Annotated in this window: 19 protein-coding genes; 4 read left to right on the top strand and 15 right to left on the bottom strand. The window is 39.4% G+C overall.

The window, feature by feature from the left end:
* Window positions 1-16 precede the first annotated feature (16 nt).
* From RFX69_RS01925 to RFX69_RS01905, 5 genes are read right to left on the bottom strand one after another with little or no spacing between them, the layout of a single operon-like run.
* The gene (locus tag RFX69_RS01925; protein ID WP_289333070.1) at window positions 17-946 is read right to left on the bottom strand and encodes a VOC family protein; all 930 of its coding nucleotides are present in this window, start codon (window positions 944-946) and stop codon (window positions 17-19) included.
* Between the two features lie 11 nt (window positions 947-957).
* Window positions 958-1,722, bottom strand: a complete 765-nt coding sequence (locus tag RFX69_RS01920; protein ID WP_289333068.1) for an SDR family oxidoreductase — start codon at window positions 1,720-1,722, stop codon at window positions 958-960.
* Complete coding sequence (locus tag RFX69_RS01915) at window positions 1,715-2,782, bottom strand: aromatic ring-hydroxylating dioxygenase subunit alpha (protein WP_289333066.1); 1,068 nt, start codon at window positions 2,780-2,782, stop codon at window positions 1,715-1,717. Before RFX69_RS01915 ends, RFX69_RS01920 begins: the two co-directional genes overlap by 8 nt.
* 16 nt (window positions 2,783-2,798) lie before the next feature.
* On the bottom strand, window positions 2,799-3,098 hold the full coding sequence (locus RFX69_RS01910; RefSeq protein ID WP_000847096.1) for a recombinase-like helix-turn-helix domain-containing protein: 300 nt from the start codon (window positions 3,096-3,098) through the stop codon (window positions 2,799-2,801).
* A gap of 27 nt (window positions 3,099-3,125) precedes the next feature.
* Complete coding sequence (locus RFX69_RS01905; protein ID WP_000118514.1) at window positions 3,126-3,431, bottom strand: non-heme iron oxygenase ferredoxin subunit; 306 nt, start codon at window positions 3,429-3,431, stop codon at window positions 3,126-3,128.
* 273 nt (window positions 3,432-3,704) lie between these two features.
* Here RFX69_RS01905 and RFX69_RS01900 point away from each other — a divergent pair, with 273 nt between their 5' ends.
* A complete protein-coding gene (locus tag RFX69_RS01900) occupies window positions 3,705-4,517 on the top strand; it encodes an IclR family transcriptional regulator (protein WP_000051057.1) in 813 nt (270 codons plus the stop codon).
* A 45-nt stretch (window positions 4,518-4,562) separates the two neighbouring features.
* Here RFX69_RS01900 and RFX69_RS01895 read toward each other — a convergent pair whose 3' ends face one another.
* Complete coding sequence (locus tag RFX69_RS01895) at window positions 4,563-4,862, bottom strand: hypothetical protein (protein WP_078201948.1); 300 nt, start codon at window positions 4,860-4,862, stop codon at window positions 4,563-4,565.
* Between the two features lie 14 nt (window positions 4,863-4,876).
* Window positions 4,877-5,458, bottom strand: a complete 582-nt coding sequence (pnuC, locus tag RFX69_RS01890; RefSeq protein WP_289333065.1) for a nicotinamide riboside transporter PnuC — start codon at window positions 5,456-5,458, stop codon at window positions 4,877-4,879.
* A gap of 247 nt (window positions 5,459-5,705) precedes the next feature.
* Between pnuC and RFX69_RS01885 the strand changes: the two genes are divergently transcribed.
* Window positions 5,706-6,494 carry a crotonase/enoyl-CoA hydratase family protein gene (locus RFX69_RS01885; RefSeq protein WP_272394139.1) on the top strand — a complete coding sequence of 263 codons (789 nt, stop codon included), beginning with the start codon at window positions 5,706-5,708 and terminating at the stop codon, window positions 6,492-6,494.
* A 101-nt stretch (window positions 6,495-6,595) separates the two neighbouring features.
* Here RFX69_RS01885 and pgaD read toward each other — a convergent pair whose 3' ends face one another.
* The 5 genes from pgaD to RFX69_RS01860 form a co-directional block, all read right to left on the bottom strand.
* Entirely contained in the window at window positions 6,596-7,015 is a 420-nt protein-coding gene (gene pgaD / locus RFX69_RS01880) for a poly-beta-1,6-N-acetyl-D-glucosamine biosynthesis protein PgaD (RefSeq protein WP_000856365.1), read from the bottom strand.
* An 81-nt stretch (window positions 7,016-7,096) separates the two neighbouring features.
* Window positions 7,097-8,356 (bottom strand): poly-beta-1,6-N-acetyl-D-glucosamine synthase, encoded by a 1,260-nt coding sequence (gene pgaC, locus RFX69_RS01875; protein ID WP_000151611.1) that lies wholly within the window; start codon window positions 8,354-8,356, stop codon window positions 7,097-7,099.
* Between the two features lie 13 nt (window positions 8,357-8,369).
* On the bottom strand, window positions 8,370-10,364 hold the full coding sequence (gene pgaB / locus RFX69_RS01870) for a poly-beta-1,6-N-acetyl-D-glucosamine N-deacetylase PgaB (protein ID WP_000632823.1): 1,995 nt from the start codon (window positions 10,362-10,364) through the stop codon (window positions 8,370-8,372).
* Between the two features lie 236 nt (window positions 10,365-10,600).
* Window positions 10,601-10,942 carry an FKBP-type peptidyl-prolyl cis-trans isomerase gene (locus RFX69_RS01865; RefSeq protein WP_000627259.1) on the bottom strand — a complete coding sequence of 114 codons (342 nt, stop codon included), beginning with the start codon at window positions 10,940-10,942 and terminating at the stop codon, window positions 10,601-10,603.
* A gap of 86 nt (window positions 10,943-11,028) precedes the next feature.
* Window positions 11,029-11,559 (bottom strand): YaeQ family protein, encoded by a 531-nt coding sequence (locus RFX69_RS01860; RefSeq protein WP_001185269.1) that lies wholly within the window; start codon window positions 11,557-11,559, stop codon window positions 11,029-11,031.
* 188 nt (window positions 11,560-11,747) lie between these two features.
* On the opposite strand from RFX69_RS01860, the gene dctA reads away from it, so the two are divergent.
* Window positions 11,748-13,010, top strand: a complete 1,263-nt coding sequence (gene dctA, locus RFX69_RS01855; RefSeq protein WP_000267735.1) for a C4-dicarboxylate transporter DctA — start codon at window positions 11,748-11,750, stop codon at window positions 13,008-13,010.
* 37 nt (window positions 13,011-13,047) lie between these two features.
* On the opposite strand, the gene RFX69_RS01850 is transcribed toward dctA, so the two are convergent.
* Window positions 13,048-14,046, bottom strand: coding sequence for a GTP-binding protein (locus RFX69_RS01850; RefSeq protein WP_057065811.1), 999 nt, complete (start codon window positions 14,044-14,046; stop codon window positions 13,048-13,050).
* 497 nt (window positions 14,047-14,543) lie between these two features.
* On the opposite strand from RFX69_RS01850, the gene RFX69_RS01845 reads away from it, so the two are divergent.
* Window positions 14,544-14,744 (top strand): hypothetical protein, encoded by a 201-nt coding sequence (locus tag RFX69_RS01845; protein ID WP_000761577.1) that lies wholly within the window; start codon window positions 14,544-14,546, stop codon window positions 14,742-14,744.
* A 110-nt stretch (window positions 14,745-14,854) separates the two neighbouring features.
* Here the strand turns inward: RFX69_RS01845 and RFX69_RS01840 are convergent, their stop codons facing one another.
* Window positions 14,855-15,370 carry an acyl-CoA thioesterase gene (locus tag RFX69_RS01840; RefSeq protein ID WP_001142469.1) on the bottom strand — a complete coding sequence of 172 codons (516 nt, stop codon included), beginning with the start codon at window positions 15,368-15,370 and terminating at the stop codon, window positions 14,855-14,857.
* A gap of 261 nt (window positions 15,371-15,631) precedes the next feature.
* Window positions 15,632-16,246, bottom strand: a complete 615-nt coding sequence (locus RFX69_RS01835) for a MarC family protein (protein WP_000254582.1) — start codon at window positions 16,244-16,246, stop codon at window positions 15,632-15,634.

Below are 16,246 nucleotides of genomic sequence, written 5' to 3'. Positions count from 1 at the left end.
TGTAAAGCAATGCCTGTTAAACAGGCTTCACCTGACGGCGGGTTTTGTCATCAAGACCACCTTCAATCGCCCACTCGGTGAAAAGCTCTAGACGATGTTCTTCTACACGAGGCTGCCATTCTTCGGTCAAATAATCATCGTTGGTGTAATATTCAAATGCACCACCCAATGGTGAGTTGACGTACCAGAAATAAGCAGAAGAAATTGGATGACGTCCCGGTCCAATAAAGGTTGACCACTCTGAACGGTTCATATGTAAACCGCCTCCAATCACCTCATGAATATCACGAACAACAAATGCAACGTGATTTAGACCAGCAGGTTTATTTGGAACGCTAAGTAAGAATAAATCGTGGTGATAACCTTCACCGCGGCAACGTAAGAATGCACCGCGATTTTTGTAAGCATCAGATAAATGAAAGCCTACTTTTTCAATATAGAAGTTTTCAGTAGCTGCCAAATCCGGTGTGAAAAACACCACATGTCCAATCGCAACAGGTTGACCTTTTTCATAAACAGGACTTGCTGCATTCACACGCTGAATATTGCCGTATTGGTTAATGCCTTCCGTTTTAAGTTCAGGTACTTCTTTTACAAAACTTTGTTCAAAACGAATGGTCATGCCATTTGGGTCAAGACACTGAACTGTATTTTCAGAACGTTTAAAACCCTCTACATCGGCCAAACGAGCTGCCAAGTCATCAAGATCTTGTGTGCTTTCAACACCCCAAGTCACTTCACGTAAAGTTGAACCTTGTTCAATGGCAGCAGGCAAACGGTCATCATCACAATTAAATAAATAAATTTTGCTGCCGTTTTGAGTCTGGTATAAATCTGCGCCTTCAATATCCGAAGTACTTTGGCTTAAACCAAAATCTGCCAAAAACTTGTTTGAAGCGGCTCTATCTTCAACTCCAAACTTTAAAATCTCGATCCCTGTAATCATTTGACTACTCCTTAGTTAAAGACAAAACCGCCATTGACCGGAATATTTTGACCTGTCACAAAAGAGGACAAATCCGACAGTAGATACAATGCTGTTCCATTTAAATCTTGTGGAAGTTGCTGACGTTGAATCGCTCTTCCGTTGACATATAAATCATGACGTTCCTGTGGCACATACTCGGTTGCTTCAACCAGAGTAAGGCCTGGTGACAAGGTATTGACACAGATATTGAACTGTCCCAACTCTCTTGCCATTGAACGTGTCATGGCAAGAATTGCACCTTTACTTGCCACATAAGCCATCAAGTTCGGTGCACCCCAAAGTGCTGTATCTGACGCAACATTAATAATCTTGCCAGCAGCCGATTGTTTTAAATGTGGAATACACGCTTTTGTAATTAACCATGTGCCTTTTACATTAATATTCATGACTCGATCCCAAAGTTCAGGATCGTAATCAATCATATTTTTTCCACCGACATTGGTTGCAAGCGCTGCACAGTTCACAAGGCCATCTAGTCCTTGTAATACTTCCACGCTTTTTGCAACCGCATTTTCAATAGAGTCTGCATTGGCAAGGTCAACTGTTACTGCATAAACGTTTAGCCCTTGTTGCTGTAACGCTTGCGCTTCTTGTTGCACGAGGTCAGATAAAATATCTGCCATTACAACTTCAGCGCCTGCCTCAGCAATGGCTTGAGCGAAATCCCGCCCTAAACCACGTGCAGCACCAGTCACTAAAACTTTTTTGCCTTGCAACAACGCTACATTAGCCATGAGCTTCTTCCTGCATCTCGATACGGTTTGATGCATTTAGCGCAGCAATTTTCTTTAATTGCTTTTCAGCTTCTTTTTTCATTAAACGGCGTAAACGTGCAAGCCCTACATCGTGTTGATATAAGAATTCTCGTGCACGCGCATTTGGCGCAAGGTTTTCTAAAATAATTCGGTCTTGTTCCAATACATCCCAATGCAACTGTTCTAAATGATTGCGATATAAGAAGCGCCATACATTACGTTGCCAACCACTCACCTTACGGCAGCGCCAGAAAAATACACGGGTATTGTTGGCATCAATTGGCGTTGCGTAACCCACAATCCAGAATTCACCACCCGGACCAAACTGTTTACGGTAAGGAATTGAAAGACGTAACCAACTTGCACCGGTCGAACCATATTCAACCCAGTCAAAGTTCACACCTGTTTGGCCTTCTTTTTCAAAAACAAAACCATTTTCAGTTGTGCGGTGTTTCATCTCTGCGGTACGTTCACCTTCTGCCATAGAGTGTGAAGTACAGTGCAAATATGTACCGTGCATTGGGTCCATGACGTTATCAATGGCATATTGATGGTTTACTTTCCAGTCTGCTTGGCAAAGGAATGAACTCCACTCTTCACTTGCCAGTTGTTCTGGAAACTCAAGCGGTGCGGGTTGTTCATTTGCATCAATACCAAACCAGATGAAGATTGCACCATGCTGTTCAATGACCGGATAGCTCTTTAAACACTTGGTTCCAGTCATTGGGCATTCATGAACGGCTGGCACATCAGCAACCACACCATTAGCACGAACTTCAACACCGTGATACCAGCAAGCAATTCGATCACCCAAGTTCCAGCCGAGTGAAAGACGAGCACCGCGGTGTGGACAGCGATCTTCAAGCGCATGAACCTGACCTTCGGCATCACGCCAAACCACAATGTTTTCACCTAAACGGGTAATTCCAACTGGATTAGCAGCGACTTCCCAACTTGCTAAAACCGGATGCCATTGGTCACGTAAACCAAGTTCTAAATATTCTTCAGCGCTTTGTGAAGTTGATACGATTGCGTTCATTTTATTCTTCCCTGAATCAATAACCTAAACGTTGCATTTCTTCTGTAAAGCTCTCAGAAGTCCATTCATCACCAGATTCACAGCGGAAACCTTGCTGATTAAGTGCAGAAACAACCTCATCTAATTCTGTTGCGCCCGCAGAAAATGCCTGAATCAAGTTCTTTACAAAGTCTTGTTCGTAGAGAGTCGGTTCTTTATAACGTGTTTGCCAAACCAACAATTCAGATTGACCTGGAACTTGAATATTGTTGATACCTGCTTCGGTTGCCGGCGTTGCATGAATCCAGCTTGCCAACTTTTCATTAAATGTCTTCATTGTTCTGCTTCCTTGTACATGTGAGGACTAGAGTTGAATTTGAATATCCTGTCCTTCAACACGAACTGGGTACGTACATAGGTTTCTACACCCGGGTCCACTTTTTAGCTCACCTGTCTGAATGTCAAAAATTGCTTCGTGCAATGGACATTCCACAGTTTGATCTTCGATAAATCCTTCCGTTAATAAGGCATACGCATGAGGGCAAACATTTTCGATAGCGAAGTAATTTTCATCGACAAAAAAAACACCAATTTTTTTCCCTTCAACTTCGACGGCTTTCGGCTCATCTTCGCTAACGTCACCCTGCTGACAAACTGAGATCCAACTCATACCTTGCGTCCTCATTTTGTTTTATATACAAAACATAATTTGATTTTCAAAACACAAGCTAAGCATAATCCTCTTGATTAATTTTTGTCAAAGTAAAAATAAATATTAAAATCAATTGATTAATAAATTTTAAATAATTTGTTACGTTTCAAGCTGGAAACAATGTTTTAAATATAAAAATTGTTTTATGTAATCTTTATAATTACAATAGTTCTAAAATAAAGCATAATGCCCCAATTCGAACCCTGTTTTATTTATAGGAAAACGACACGAATGAGCCTAGAGATTGAAGAAGATTCGCAAGAATCAGAAACAACAAAAAATGATGATCGGTATTTAGTACCAGGGCTTGTGCGTGGTTTAGCCATCTTGCAAGCATTTAATCAACAAGCACAAGAAATGACGATTACAGAAATTGCCGAAATTTTGGAAGTGAACCGTTCTAGTGCATTTCGGCTTATCTATACACTTGAAGCTTGCGGTTACTTAAGAAAGGCTTCACAAAAAACATATGCGCTTGATTCAAAAGTTATGGAGCTTGGTTTTAACAGTTTATCAAAGCTTTCATTACTTGATTTATCAACGCCTTTAATGAAAGAACTACGTGACCAGACCAAACTTGCAGTACATCTGACCGTTTTAGAAGGTACACACATTGTTTTTGTAAATAACGTTCAATCTATGGGTACGTTTACCAGCAATATTAGTTTAGGTACTCGCTGGCCTGCCCATGCTACAGTTATTGGTCAAATGTTATTGTCAGATTTACCAGAGGCAGAAGTACGACAACGCTATCGCAATTTTAATGACTGGGATAGTTACTCAGAACTTACCCCAACCAGTTTAAAAGCGTTATTGCAAAAATTAAATTATGTAAAAACTCAAAAGTCGATGGTGAGCTGGGGACATTACAACCATGACATGGCTGCTTGTGCTGCTCCTATTTTCAAACAATCAAATGGAAAAATGGTGGCTGTCCTTTCAGTCAGTTGTCCAATTACCACCTATGATGAGAAGACCTTTAAAGAAGATATCGCCGCTCTGGTCATCGCAACAGCAGATAAAATTTCAAAATTTATCTATTAAAAAAAGCGACGTTAAGTCGCTTTTTTTGTACTCTTATTTCTTCAATTAAAAATTACACTCAAAAGTTTCACCATTCATATCCTGAAAACTCAGTGTTGAATGATTTTCTTTAATATCAAACTTTAAGTACTGCTGTTTAAACTGTACTACGGCATAAAACTCTTCAGCCCCATCATCTAAACCTGTCGCAGAGACTTGGGTCCCTTGTGGAAAGTCCTTGAGCCAAGCAGTATTATAAAAATCCGATACTGAATTAAAATCTATATATTTTGCAGGCTCAGCCATAATTTTTGCAGCAATTTGATCAAACTGTTGTTGTTTATAAGCATCTAAACTCAACAACATGCTTATTCTCCCAATTAAAACTGCTCAGCACCTAAGTTCTGCTTTCTTTTAACCTTTTCCCATTGATACCAACCATAAGCTGCCATTAATACAAAGGCTGCGTATAAGGCTGAAGTTAAAAACAGATCTTTATAGATAAACATGCCGACATAAACAATATCGACAAATACCCAAAGGATCCATGTCGCAATATGTTTTCGGCTGGTCCAGTAAGTTGCAAGCAAACTAAATGCTGCAAGCTGTGAGTCAAGCATTGGCACCGCTGCATCGGTAAAGTTTTTAAGCACCAAACCAAAGACTAAGCCACCTACCGCGGCAATAATCATTTGAATGATAGCTGTTTGAACTGCAATAGGCTCAATTCGAATGTCATGATCTTGCTGCTTTCCTTTGAGCCAATAGTAAAAGCCATAAAAATTTACGACCATAAAAAAGAATTGCAAAATCGTTTCGCCATAAAGCTTAAATTCGTAAAACAAATAGGCATATAGGACAAAAGCAAAGAAATTAAACAGCCAGCACCACATATTACGGATTACCGTTAATCCCACTCCAATGAGGCTAATTAAGACCGCGAAAATTTCTAGAGGTGACATAAGAGAAGCTGCTTATTGAGATCAATTTGACAGCGTATTATGAGAAAAATATAAAGCGAAGCAAACTGCTAATTTAAATAAATCATGGAAAATAACATTTCTAAGGATTTATCCTTTTCGTATGAAATTGATTTATTTCAATAGATAAACAAAAGAAATACTGATCGAGTCGCTAACAATTTCTATTTGCTAGTTTTTCAATGATTGTTTAAAAGATAATGAAAGACAAATAAAAGAGCGTGAAAATATGTCAAATCAAGAAGGAAAAGTCAGCCGTGAAACTCGCGGACATATTTTTTTAATTGGCTTAGATCGCGCAGCGAAACGTAATGCCTTTGATAGTCACATGATTAAAGACTTATCACTAGCGCTCACCGAATATGAAAATAATGACGCCCTGCGCTGTGCGATTGTTTTTGCTCACGGTGACCATTTTACAGCTGGCTTAGATTTGGTTGAGTTACAACCTAAGCTTGCTACAGGTGTTTTTGACTTTAGTGAAAACGAAATTAACCCTTGGGGCACAATAGGCCGAAAACTGAGTAAACCTTTGATAGTGGCAGTGCAGGGTTATTGCTATACCGCTGGTATAGAACTATTTCTCAATGCAGATATTGCGATTGCGAGTGAAAATACCCAATTTGCTCAAATGGAAGTTCAACGTGGCATCTTACCTTTTGGCGGAGCAACTGCACGTTTTACTCAAGCCGCGGGTTGGGCCAAAGCCATGCGCTATTTGCTCACTGGTGACTCTTTCGATGCCAAAGCAGCTTTTGACATGAACCTCATTACAGAAATATCCCCAGAAGGTACAGAGCTTAAACGTGCCATAGAACTTGCTGAACATATCGCGCAAGCTGCACCACTTGCTGTAAAAGCGACCCTCGCCTCTGCTCGTGAGGCAGTCAATGAAGGTTACGAAGTGGCTTTTAACCAACTGCAAAAGCATCTTCAACCTTTACTCACAACAGAAGATGTTCAAGAAGGTGTTTTCGCCATGCTGCAAAAAAGACCTCCTGTTTTTAAAGGTAAATAAGTCCTACTCAAGCACTGCGCTCTACAGTTTAAAACTTATGGATATACCGAAATTAGCGAAAAAAAGCCCACATGATGTGGGCTTTCTTTTATAAATGTACTTTATTCAACTCTAATGATTTTACCAAATTCATTATGGTGAACGACCGTAATTTTTTGGCTACGGCCCTGCTCAATTTCTTGCACAGGCAAATCAAAATAGCGCGCATAGTCATCTGTCTGTTTCATGTTAAGTTCACTACCTTCTACACGGCGTTCAGGCAATACATGACTCCAGAGTAGCAACCCGACTGCACAAGCAATCAGCGCTGTAATACCATGTTCAATACCTACACCGAATGCACTGAACAGACGATGTACTAAATGAGTTTTTTGCAGCTCGGCCAATACCCAGATAAACACGAATGGACGCCACAACAACAACCAAGCCGCCCACATCATGGCTGTGCTTGTTGTAGAAGCATAGCGTTTATGCCATGGCAATTGACGGCGTAAATCAATAATCAACGAATTTGTCTTCATTTCTCTTTACCTAACGAAGTGCTGTGGTTTTCCCCAGACATCAATACAGCACGATCTTTAAAATCTCATGACTCTTGCATTTCATCCACGAATGCCCCGATCCGGGCTCACCCAACGCGCACGTTTCTCATCTCCACGTCGTAAGACTTTTGGAAATGCCACAATAGTTGCCGAGATGGTGATTAGCCAAAAGACCAATGGATACCAGATCATCCAGAAATAGTTTTTTCCGAGATGCGGTTCATAACGACTATCCATCCATTTGCTTAAAGCAAACTGAATGAGACAGGTTGCCCCCAATAAAATACCGCTACCATACGGTAAAAATGGAGAGCTCACAACGGCTAATGCAGGGACAGGTAAAATAAAATGTACCAACCACAACAAAGCCATCGCCAGCATTAAATATGACCAGACTAAAGTTAAGCAAAGCTCAAACATTAAAGGCCATAAAAAATTCAATTTTGGTTTGGTGAACACATCAATATTTTTAATTAATACCTGTGCTCCACCCATTGCCCAACGTAAACGTTGTTTCCACAATCCGTTTAAAGTTTCAGGCATTAAAATCCAAACCAAGGCATTCGGCTCAAAACGAATGTCCCAGCCGGCACGTTGCAATTTCCAAGTAATATCGATGTCTTCAGTCAACATATTAGGTGACCAATAGTCCACTTGGTGAACAGCGCTCTTACGAAAAGCAGTAATAACACCAGATACGGTAAATAAACGGCCAAAGGTACGCTGAGCACGTTTAATCATGCCGACAATCGAAGAAAACTCACCAACCTGAATACGACCTAATAAAGTTGAACGGGTACGGATACGCGGGTTACCCGTCACGGCTGCAACAGTCGGATTTTGAAGAAAATGACGAATCATCCACTTTGCTGCATGCGGGTCAAGTAAAGCATCACCATCAATACCAATTAAAAACTCGGCATCGGTCATTAAACTTCCAGCTTGCAACCCCATGGCTTTACCTTGGTTTTGTGCTAAATGAACAACACGGAGTTTTTCATGTTGTTCAGCTAACCGATCCAGCACTTCACCTGTATTATCCGAACTGCCATCATTAATCGCAATCACTTCAAAATGAGGATAATCCAATTTTAAAGCATGAGTAATCGTTTCCTCTGCATTATCCCCTTCATTAAAACAAGGAATAAGCACAGCGACTTTTGGATAGCTTTCTAATGGAGCTGGCTGATCATAAGGCGGAGCTTTACGTTCCTTCCAATAGAAAATGATCGCGCCAATCATCCATAAATACGACATAAATAATGGATAATAGAAAACGAATTTTAAGGCATGCGACCATATAGCAGCAAAGATTGTCATGTTTCAGCCTCGCCTATGGCACAAGACGAGATGATTTTTCAGCAAATGCTTTATGCATCACGTTCACGTCCGGATGATCTTTGATTGGATCATCTGGATAGTATGCAACGTGCATTGCACCTTGCTGATAAAGTGAGTGAATTGTTGCTGCCATTTCAGTTGATGGTACCTTTTCGTTGTTGCGCCAGTTTGTTGCCTGTAGCTCAAAAACTGTTTTCTTAATGCCATTTGGATATTTTTTCACGCGATCAATCATGTCTTTATAAAATTGATCGGCGTTATCGACCTGCTCCATATAAGGCATTGCCATAATAGCCGTAAAATCATAACGTCTTAATGACTCTTCAAGCGATTGTGAATACCAGTTTTCCGCATATGGTTTTAAGGCAACTTGCGCGTATAAGTTACGAGCTGTAAGCAAGAACGGTTCATATTGTCGCACGTCTTCAACAAGTTGCATTGCAAAATCATCTAGATATTTTGTCTTATATGCAGTCCATTTTTGCAAATCTTGATCGTTTTCACGGATTTTTGCCAAATCTGTTGGTAAGCCTTGTTTCGCATAAGCTTTTAATGCATCTGGGCTTGCATCTTCATAATCCGATAATGTGACATCATCATGGAATAAAATTCCATTGAAAGATGCTGACTTGGCCAAATCTTGATAAATCTCACGAATAGTTTGGCGTGCCTCTGGTGAGAACGGGCTTAAACGGATATACCCCATATTCAGGTGTTCACCAGCTTTTGCCTGCTCTGTCACGACTAAATCTTTTGATACAGGATCAGTTTTTGGTAATTCCCAGGCCAATAAAGGCATCCAAGCATAAATACGACTTACAGGCGTACGGGTTTGAATTTGCCATGCTACACGGTTAAACAAGTCCGCACGCATTGGAATATGACGGTTCGGGAAATATACCATATCGGCAGAACCATTCGCATCCGGATCTGAAAATGCCTGCAAATAGACTGTATTTACACCCATCGCATTAATTCGATCTAACAAATGACCTAAATTTCGTTCTTGTTGTTGCGGATCCGGATCATAAATATAGTCGAGATCAATATGCATGATTTTTTGCGGACGGTTGTTATCCGTTAAGTTTAATTCACGGTTCTTGATCTCTTGAGCCAAATCATTAGTACTCATTCCGCCCTCTACCAAAATACGGCTCATATTTTGTAGAGATTGTTTCGCATGGTCTGCGCCATCATCAAGCGTGATGGTAATTGGCATACCAAGCTTTTTAGCAATTTGGACCGTTTGCATATTATAGCGACCATATGGCCACACCATAATACGTGGTGAACGTATACCATGCTCTTTAAGTAGCTGATTATTCTTTTTTAAATCATTATAAATACGAGCCTGATATTGGCTGTCATTTTCATAAGTTTTAGTTTTTACATCATAAAAACGTGTCGTTGCCGCTGGTTCAGAGTTCCCTTGCGGGTTGCCTGTAATACCGCGGTGTAAATGATAGCTATGGCTTGCAATTTCAACAAACCCACTATCTTGCATTTCTTTGAGCTCACCCCAGCTTAAGATTTTATCACGTGGAATTTCTTCACCCGAAAAATCGACTTTCTGCCCTGCTTTTGGCTCTAACCATGAACCCACTACCGCAAGTACCACTGGGATTTTTTTAGCCTTAATAACAGGATATGCATTTTGGTAGAAAGACTGATAACCATCATCTACAGTTAATAAAACTGGCTTGGTTGGAAGTGCTGCCTTGCCCTGATGAGCACGGATTAACTGGTCTACGGTAATAAAATGGAAGCCATTTTTTTGCAACCAATCGACATGCTCAGTAAATTGTTGAGTGGTGACCGCATACTGAGGAATTAAGGCATTTTTAGTATCGGTAATTTCATGATACCCAATGACCGTAAGTGTTGAAGCATCTATTTTAGGTGGGTTAGCTAATGCCATACCTGACAAGCCTGCTAGAGCCAAGCCAAGCGTGAGGTTCAACAAAGGAGATGCAAAGCGGGTAATCATGAAATAGCGTCTCAATAGCAATATAGATTATTTATGTGAAATTTAAACTTAAGAACTAAAATTCACATTTATTTAGTCCTTAAGTTCAAACTGCCCCAACAGAACAGTTTTTCAGTTCACCTTTATAATTAAATAAACTGAAAATAATCTTAAATATTTAAAAAGCTAAAATATAAATATCGAATATATTTATATTTAAAGCTTATAGATAAAGTCGAGCTCTAAACGGTTTGATTTCAATCATCGCGAGTTTTTACATCAAATAATTCAATTTCAAAAATCAAATTTGAGTTTGCCGGAATAATTTTACCCATTTTGCGTTCACCATAAGCCAAATGAGCAGGAACCATAAGTTTACGTTTTCCGCCAACTTTCATTCCCATAATGCCTTGGTCCCAACCTTTAATCACACGGCCTGTACCAATGACACACTCGAAATAATTTCCGCGGTCAAGGGAAGAGTCGAATTTAGTGCCGTCTTCTAACCAACCTGTATAGTGCGTCGTAATTAAGGCACCTTTAACCGCTTCTTTACCTTCGCCTACTTTTAAATCGATAATTTCTAATTCAGTGATCATAATATTCCCGTTCGTTTAATTTCACAGCTCAGACTTGATCTTTAGTCTAGCAAGTGAATTTGTAAAATTTGTTGCGCTTTTCAGTTTTACTGTAATTGGGTCCACACGACATTCGCTTGGCCCTTATCACTTAACAAAGTCCATTCGTTGTCCATAACATTTAACTGAAGCTGCATGGTACGTTCACAAAGCTGCTCTAACTCTGCTGTACTTTCAGGTGCTAGCTGCCAAACTTGAACATTACTCAATGTTTTAATTTTACTGTTTCTCTTCCACCAATCTTCAACTTGTGAACCATAAGCGACAATTGCCACAGTTTTACAACGGGCACTGGCTTTTTTCACTTTATCTTCAGACGGTAAACCAACTTCAATCCAGGTTTCTAACTGTCCTGTTAAGTCTTTTTGCCAAAGTGCAGGCTCATCGGTTTCAAAAAGGTCTTTGGTAAACTCAAGGCTATCACTTGCGAAACGTGCAAATGCCATGACACGAACCATTAATCGTTCTAAAGTTTCAGAAGGATGTAAGGCAAGCGTCAGTTGATAATCGCCATAAATATGGTCATCCATATTGGCAATATTCAGATCTGCTTTATAAATTGTTGCTTTAAGCGCCATAGTTAATATGTCCAAAAATTTGGCGCTAAGAATACTCGATTTTAATTAAAAAATTATAGAAAAAACTCAGTAATGTAAAACTTCTTATCCTCTCCATTTGCATCTTATTTCAAAACATCTAACCACTTTCAAAGTTGGCGGGCTTTTTGCTTGAAAGGGGTTGTATTCCTCTCTTGATTTGATGACTTATGTGGCAAAAACTTAAACGTAGTTTATTTCTACAAGTCCTCTGCGCTCTCTTCCTCGGTATTGCAGTAGGTCTTGCTTTTCATGATTTCTCCCTAGCTTTAAAACCTCTTGGTGATGGTTTTATTTCTCTCATTAAAATGTTGATTGCCCCGATTGTATTCTGTGTAGTGGTACTGGGAATCTATGGTGCAAACGATATTAAAAAAATGGGCAAAGTCGGTGCAAAAACGATTCTTTATTTTGAAGTGGTCACGAGTATTGCTTTAATTTTGGGAATTATTGTTGCTTATGTCTTTAAACCGGGCGTCGGTATGAATATCGATATTACTCATTTAGATGCTAAAGATTTAAGTACCTATACCGAACGTGCTCATGACATGCATACAGGTTCGGAATTTTTACTCAATATTATTCCGAAAACATTTACTGCCGCTTTTGCTAACGGCGATATTTTACAAGTTTTACTCATCGCTATTTTATTTGGCGTTTCCCTACTGTTAATTCCTAAACATTTAGCAGAGTTGGTCCGTCAAGCGCTTGAAGCTTTTTCGGAAGTCTTCTTTAAAATTATGGGACTCATTATTCGCTTGGCACCGATTGGTGTATTTGGTTCAGTTGCTTATACCACTGCAAAATTTGGATTAGATTCACTCCTGCAACTCGGTTATTTAGTTTTACTCTTTTATGCGACTTGCATTTTATTTGTTGTCATTATTTTGGGTTCAATTTTAAAACTCACCGGACTGAATATCTTTAAATTTGTCGGCTATTTTAAAGATGAACTCGCTATTGTTTTAGGGACAGCCTCTTCTGATTCCGTTTTACCCCAAATCATGAAAAAGCTTAAAAACTTGGGAATTAAAGATTCAACAGTCGGTCTGGTGATTCCTACCGGTTATTCTTTTAATTTAGACGGCTTTTCAATTTATTTAACATTAGGCGTGATCTTTATTGCACAGGCCTGCAATATCAATCTCTCCATGCATGACTTACTGGCTATTTTATTAGTTTCGCTTATTACATCGAAAGGCGCACACGGCATACCGGGGTCAGCCTTAGTGATTCTTGCTGCAACACTTTCCGTAATTCCAAGTTTACCTGCAATTGGTTTGGTACTTTTACTGTCTGTAGACTGGTTTATCGGAATTATCCGTGCCTGCACCAACTTAATTGGTAACTGTGTAGCGACCGTAGTCATTGCCCATTGGGAAAAAGACATCGATCATGCACAAGCGAAACAAGTACTTAATATAAAAAATTAAATCTCTCATAGAGAATATTGAAGTATTTCAATGTTCTCTATTGTTCAATTCTGCAAGCTAATAGTTCAGTTTCAAATGCCAGCCAGTCATGTTCATGTTGGCTAATCATTTCAATGCGGTTATCAATGCCCTCTTCACCAGACTTATAGTTAAACTGCTCAGGATTAAAGTTAAAGGTCTTCCATCCCTGATCTGTATTAAAAATTCCCTTAATACGTAGCCAGTCTTGTTGTGCACACAACACATCGAGCAAAGCATAAAACTCAAATTTCCAACGCTTAGGAAATTTCCAACCCGCGACCATATAACCCTGCGCCGACTCGACATAATGATAAGGCAGTTGGTGAATTTCTTTTGCAACTTCGGCTTCAGTCATTTGCTTTTGCAACTTGAGTAAAGGCTGTATAGAGCGTGCAGTTAAACGCGCAGGCACATCAATTTGCGCCAGTTCAAGTTGACCATGTTCAGTCTTTAGCCATTGTTGCTGATAAGGTTGGTATTCTTCTTTAAGCTCAACAAGTGCCTGTTCATCTTCAAAAGTCATGGTATCGGCATGAGAGGCCACCACAATCTGTGCAGCTTTTAATTGGTCTTCATATAGGTTTTGCTTGACCCAATTGGTGTCATGCAAACGACTACCATCAACCACAGTCACTAGTGCACGCATAGCTAAGCTGTTTTGCCAATGTGGTTCCGTTAACTGATCAAATAATTGCGAAGGGTGTCCAAGCCCTGTAGGTTCAATAAAGAGTCGGTCTGGCTTTTGTTCACTTAACAAGCGAGCCAAAGCAATATGCATTGGGAGTTGGCTACTACAACATAAACAGCCGCCCAATAGTTCTTTGACTGCATAACCTTGATCTTGAGGTAGGAGTTGTTGATCGACTCCGATTTGCCCAAATTCATTCATTAAGACAGCCCACACTTCATCTTTCGGTTTCTGACTTAATAAATGTTGCAATAATGTCGTTTTCCCTGCCCCTAAAAACCCTGAAATAATATGGGTAGGAACAGTTTTTTGGGCAATCAGTTTCACAAGCGGCTCAAATCAACAAGGTTTAAAAACTAAGAAAGGTATATCACTGTTTAAGTAGCATGAAAATAATTTTTCACTTTGAAGATATACTTTTCAATTATCAGGCTAAAGCACTAAATATGTGACATGCATCTCACCAATTATCTAAATTAACTTTAAAAAATAATAATTAAACGAAATATCCTATTTAAGGACATTCACAATTCATGCCAGAGTGTTTTGTTTACGTAACTAACTTGCTTTTTTTTTACTCAATACGAAATATTCTTTCACATTTTTAACGCTCAAGTAGCGCTTTAATTTTACAGTAGACGCACATAAACGGACGTTATATTTCATATTGTTAAGATAGGCGTAATAGATTGTTAAGTTAATTGATGTAATCCCAAGCTCGGCTTAGCATGTGTCCTAGCTTAATCATTCAGCCCTATATGTTCGATGTAGGTCAGAACGATTAGGTTTGATTTATTTTTTAATGAATTTAAGGATGCCATAAAATGAAATTAGCTAAAACTTTACTCGCTACTACACTAGCTTTAACTGCTGCTTCAACTTTCGCTGCTTCTAAGCACGACCAAGCACATAACACTGCTGGTGAAGAAAAAGTTGTTGTTTCAACTCAAGAGCAAGCAAACACTGCAAATGCTGCTTCTGACGCTGTAGGTTCTGCTTCTGAAGCTGCTCCTGCAACTCGTTAATTATCTCTGCACTCTCCTCCAAGCTCAGAGATAATTTTACTGAAACGAAACAGGACGTTAAATTTCGGTGAAGAAAAAAGATCGAACCATGCTGCGGTTCGATCTTTTTTTTAAGAAGTTTTCTTATACATGCTGCAAGAAGGGTTATGATTCTCTTGTAGGCGCAACACCTTACGATGTTCAGCCGCTTCAAATCGGCAACGTTTCCACTCGGTATCTAAATTTAATTTAGGCACTTCGCGTGGTTTACCATGCTCATCAACCGCAACCATCGTGAAATAACAGCTATTGGTATGACGAACGGTACGCTTTTGAATATTTTGAGCTTCCACACGGATACCCACTTCCATTGAAGTACGTCCCACATGGTTCACACTCGCTAAAAATGTAACGAGTTCGCCTACATAAATAGGTTCTTTAAAATTTACTTTGTCTACAGACAACGTTACGACATAGCTGCCTGAATAACGACTTGCACAAGCATAGGCCACTTGGTCTAGTAACTTTAGAATTGTTCCACCATGAACATTACCTGAAAAATTTGCCATGTCCGGTGTCATTAAAACTGACATGGTTAATTCTGACTGATCGTCAGTTACGGTTGTCATTTCATCTAATGTAGGCATGACTCAACTCTGTCTCAAACAAGCTCAGAAAACATTATGGTTGATAATTCACAAAAAAAACATGCTTAAATCCACAACATAGCATCGTATTTTTTAATATTGTTAATTCTTTTTTTGAACGAATATTTTTTAAGCTATTATTTTTAATAATTTTTTAGTTTTTCTTAAATAAACAATTATTGAGCGGTCAAAAATAATCAAAAGATGCTATGCCATTTTGTTCCATTTTAAATGACACAGCATCGTTTTATATGAGGTTCGCTATACTTTATGGATCAGTCCGGTAACACCATTAATAATCATATCAACAGCAATCGTACCGATTAATAAAGCAGATAAACGCCCGACAATATCGAAATAGCGATCGATGTATTTTGCATGTTTGTAACGCAAATGATCATGTGAAAATTTCATCAGGATCAAAATACTGCATGTTAAAAACATGGTAAACCCGATCACAAGTGCCGCAGCACCAATCGACATTTCAATACCTGTCACCACAGCTGCACTAATGGTACCCGGCCCAATCATAAAAGGCATGGCTATGGTACCGGCCAAATGTTCAGGTGCACCGCGCATTTCACCAATGGTATCTGCACCCTGAAACACATAGCGGTAACCAATCACCAAAAAGATAAGACCACCAAAAATCTGGAAAGCCTCAAAGCGTACATTCAGGTATTTACTAAAGATTGCTTCACCACCCCATGCAAACAGCATAAAGACGATATAAGCAATCAAGCTCCCCTGAATTAAGGCTTTGTTAAATACCTTGGTTTCTGAATGGCGGATGAGGCCAATCATATAAATGCTCATTAAAAAAGGATTGAGCAAAGAGAAAAATAAAGCAAAAGAATGCAGATATGGTGAAACCAT

This window comes from Acinetobacter sp. 148 (assembly GCF_031196675.1).
GTDB classification, from domain to species: Bacteria; Pseudomonadota; Gammaproteobacteria; order Pseudomonadales; family Moraxellaceae; genus Acinetobacter; species Acinetobacter baumannii.
Note: the sequence above shows the minus strand (reverse complement) of the source record. Positions and strands in the feature narration are given on the sequence as shown.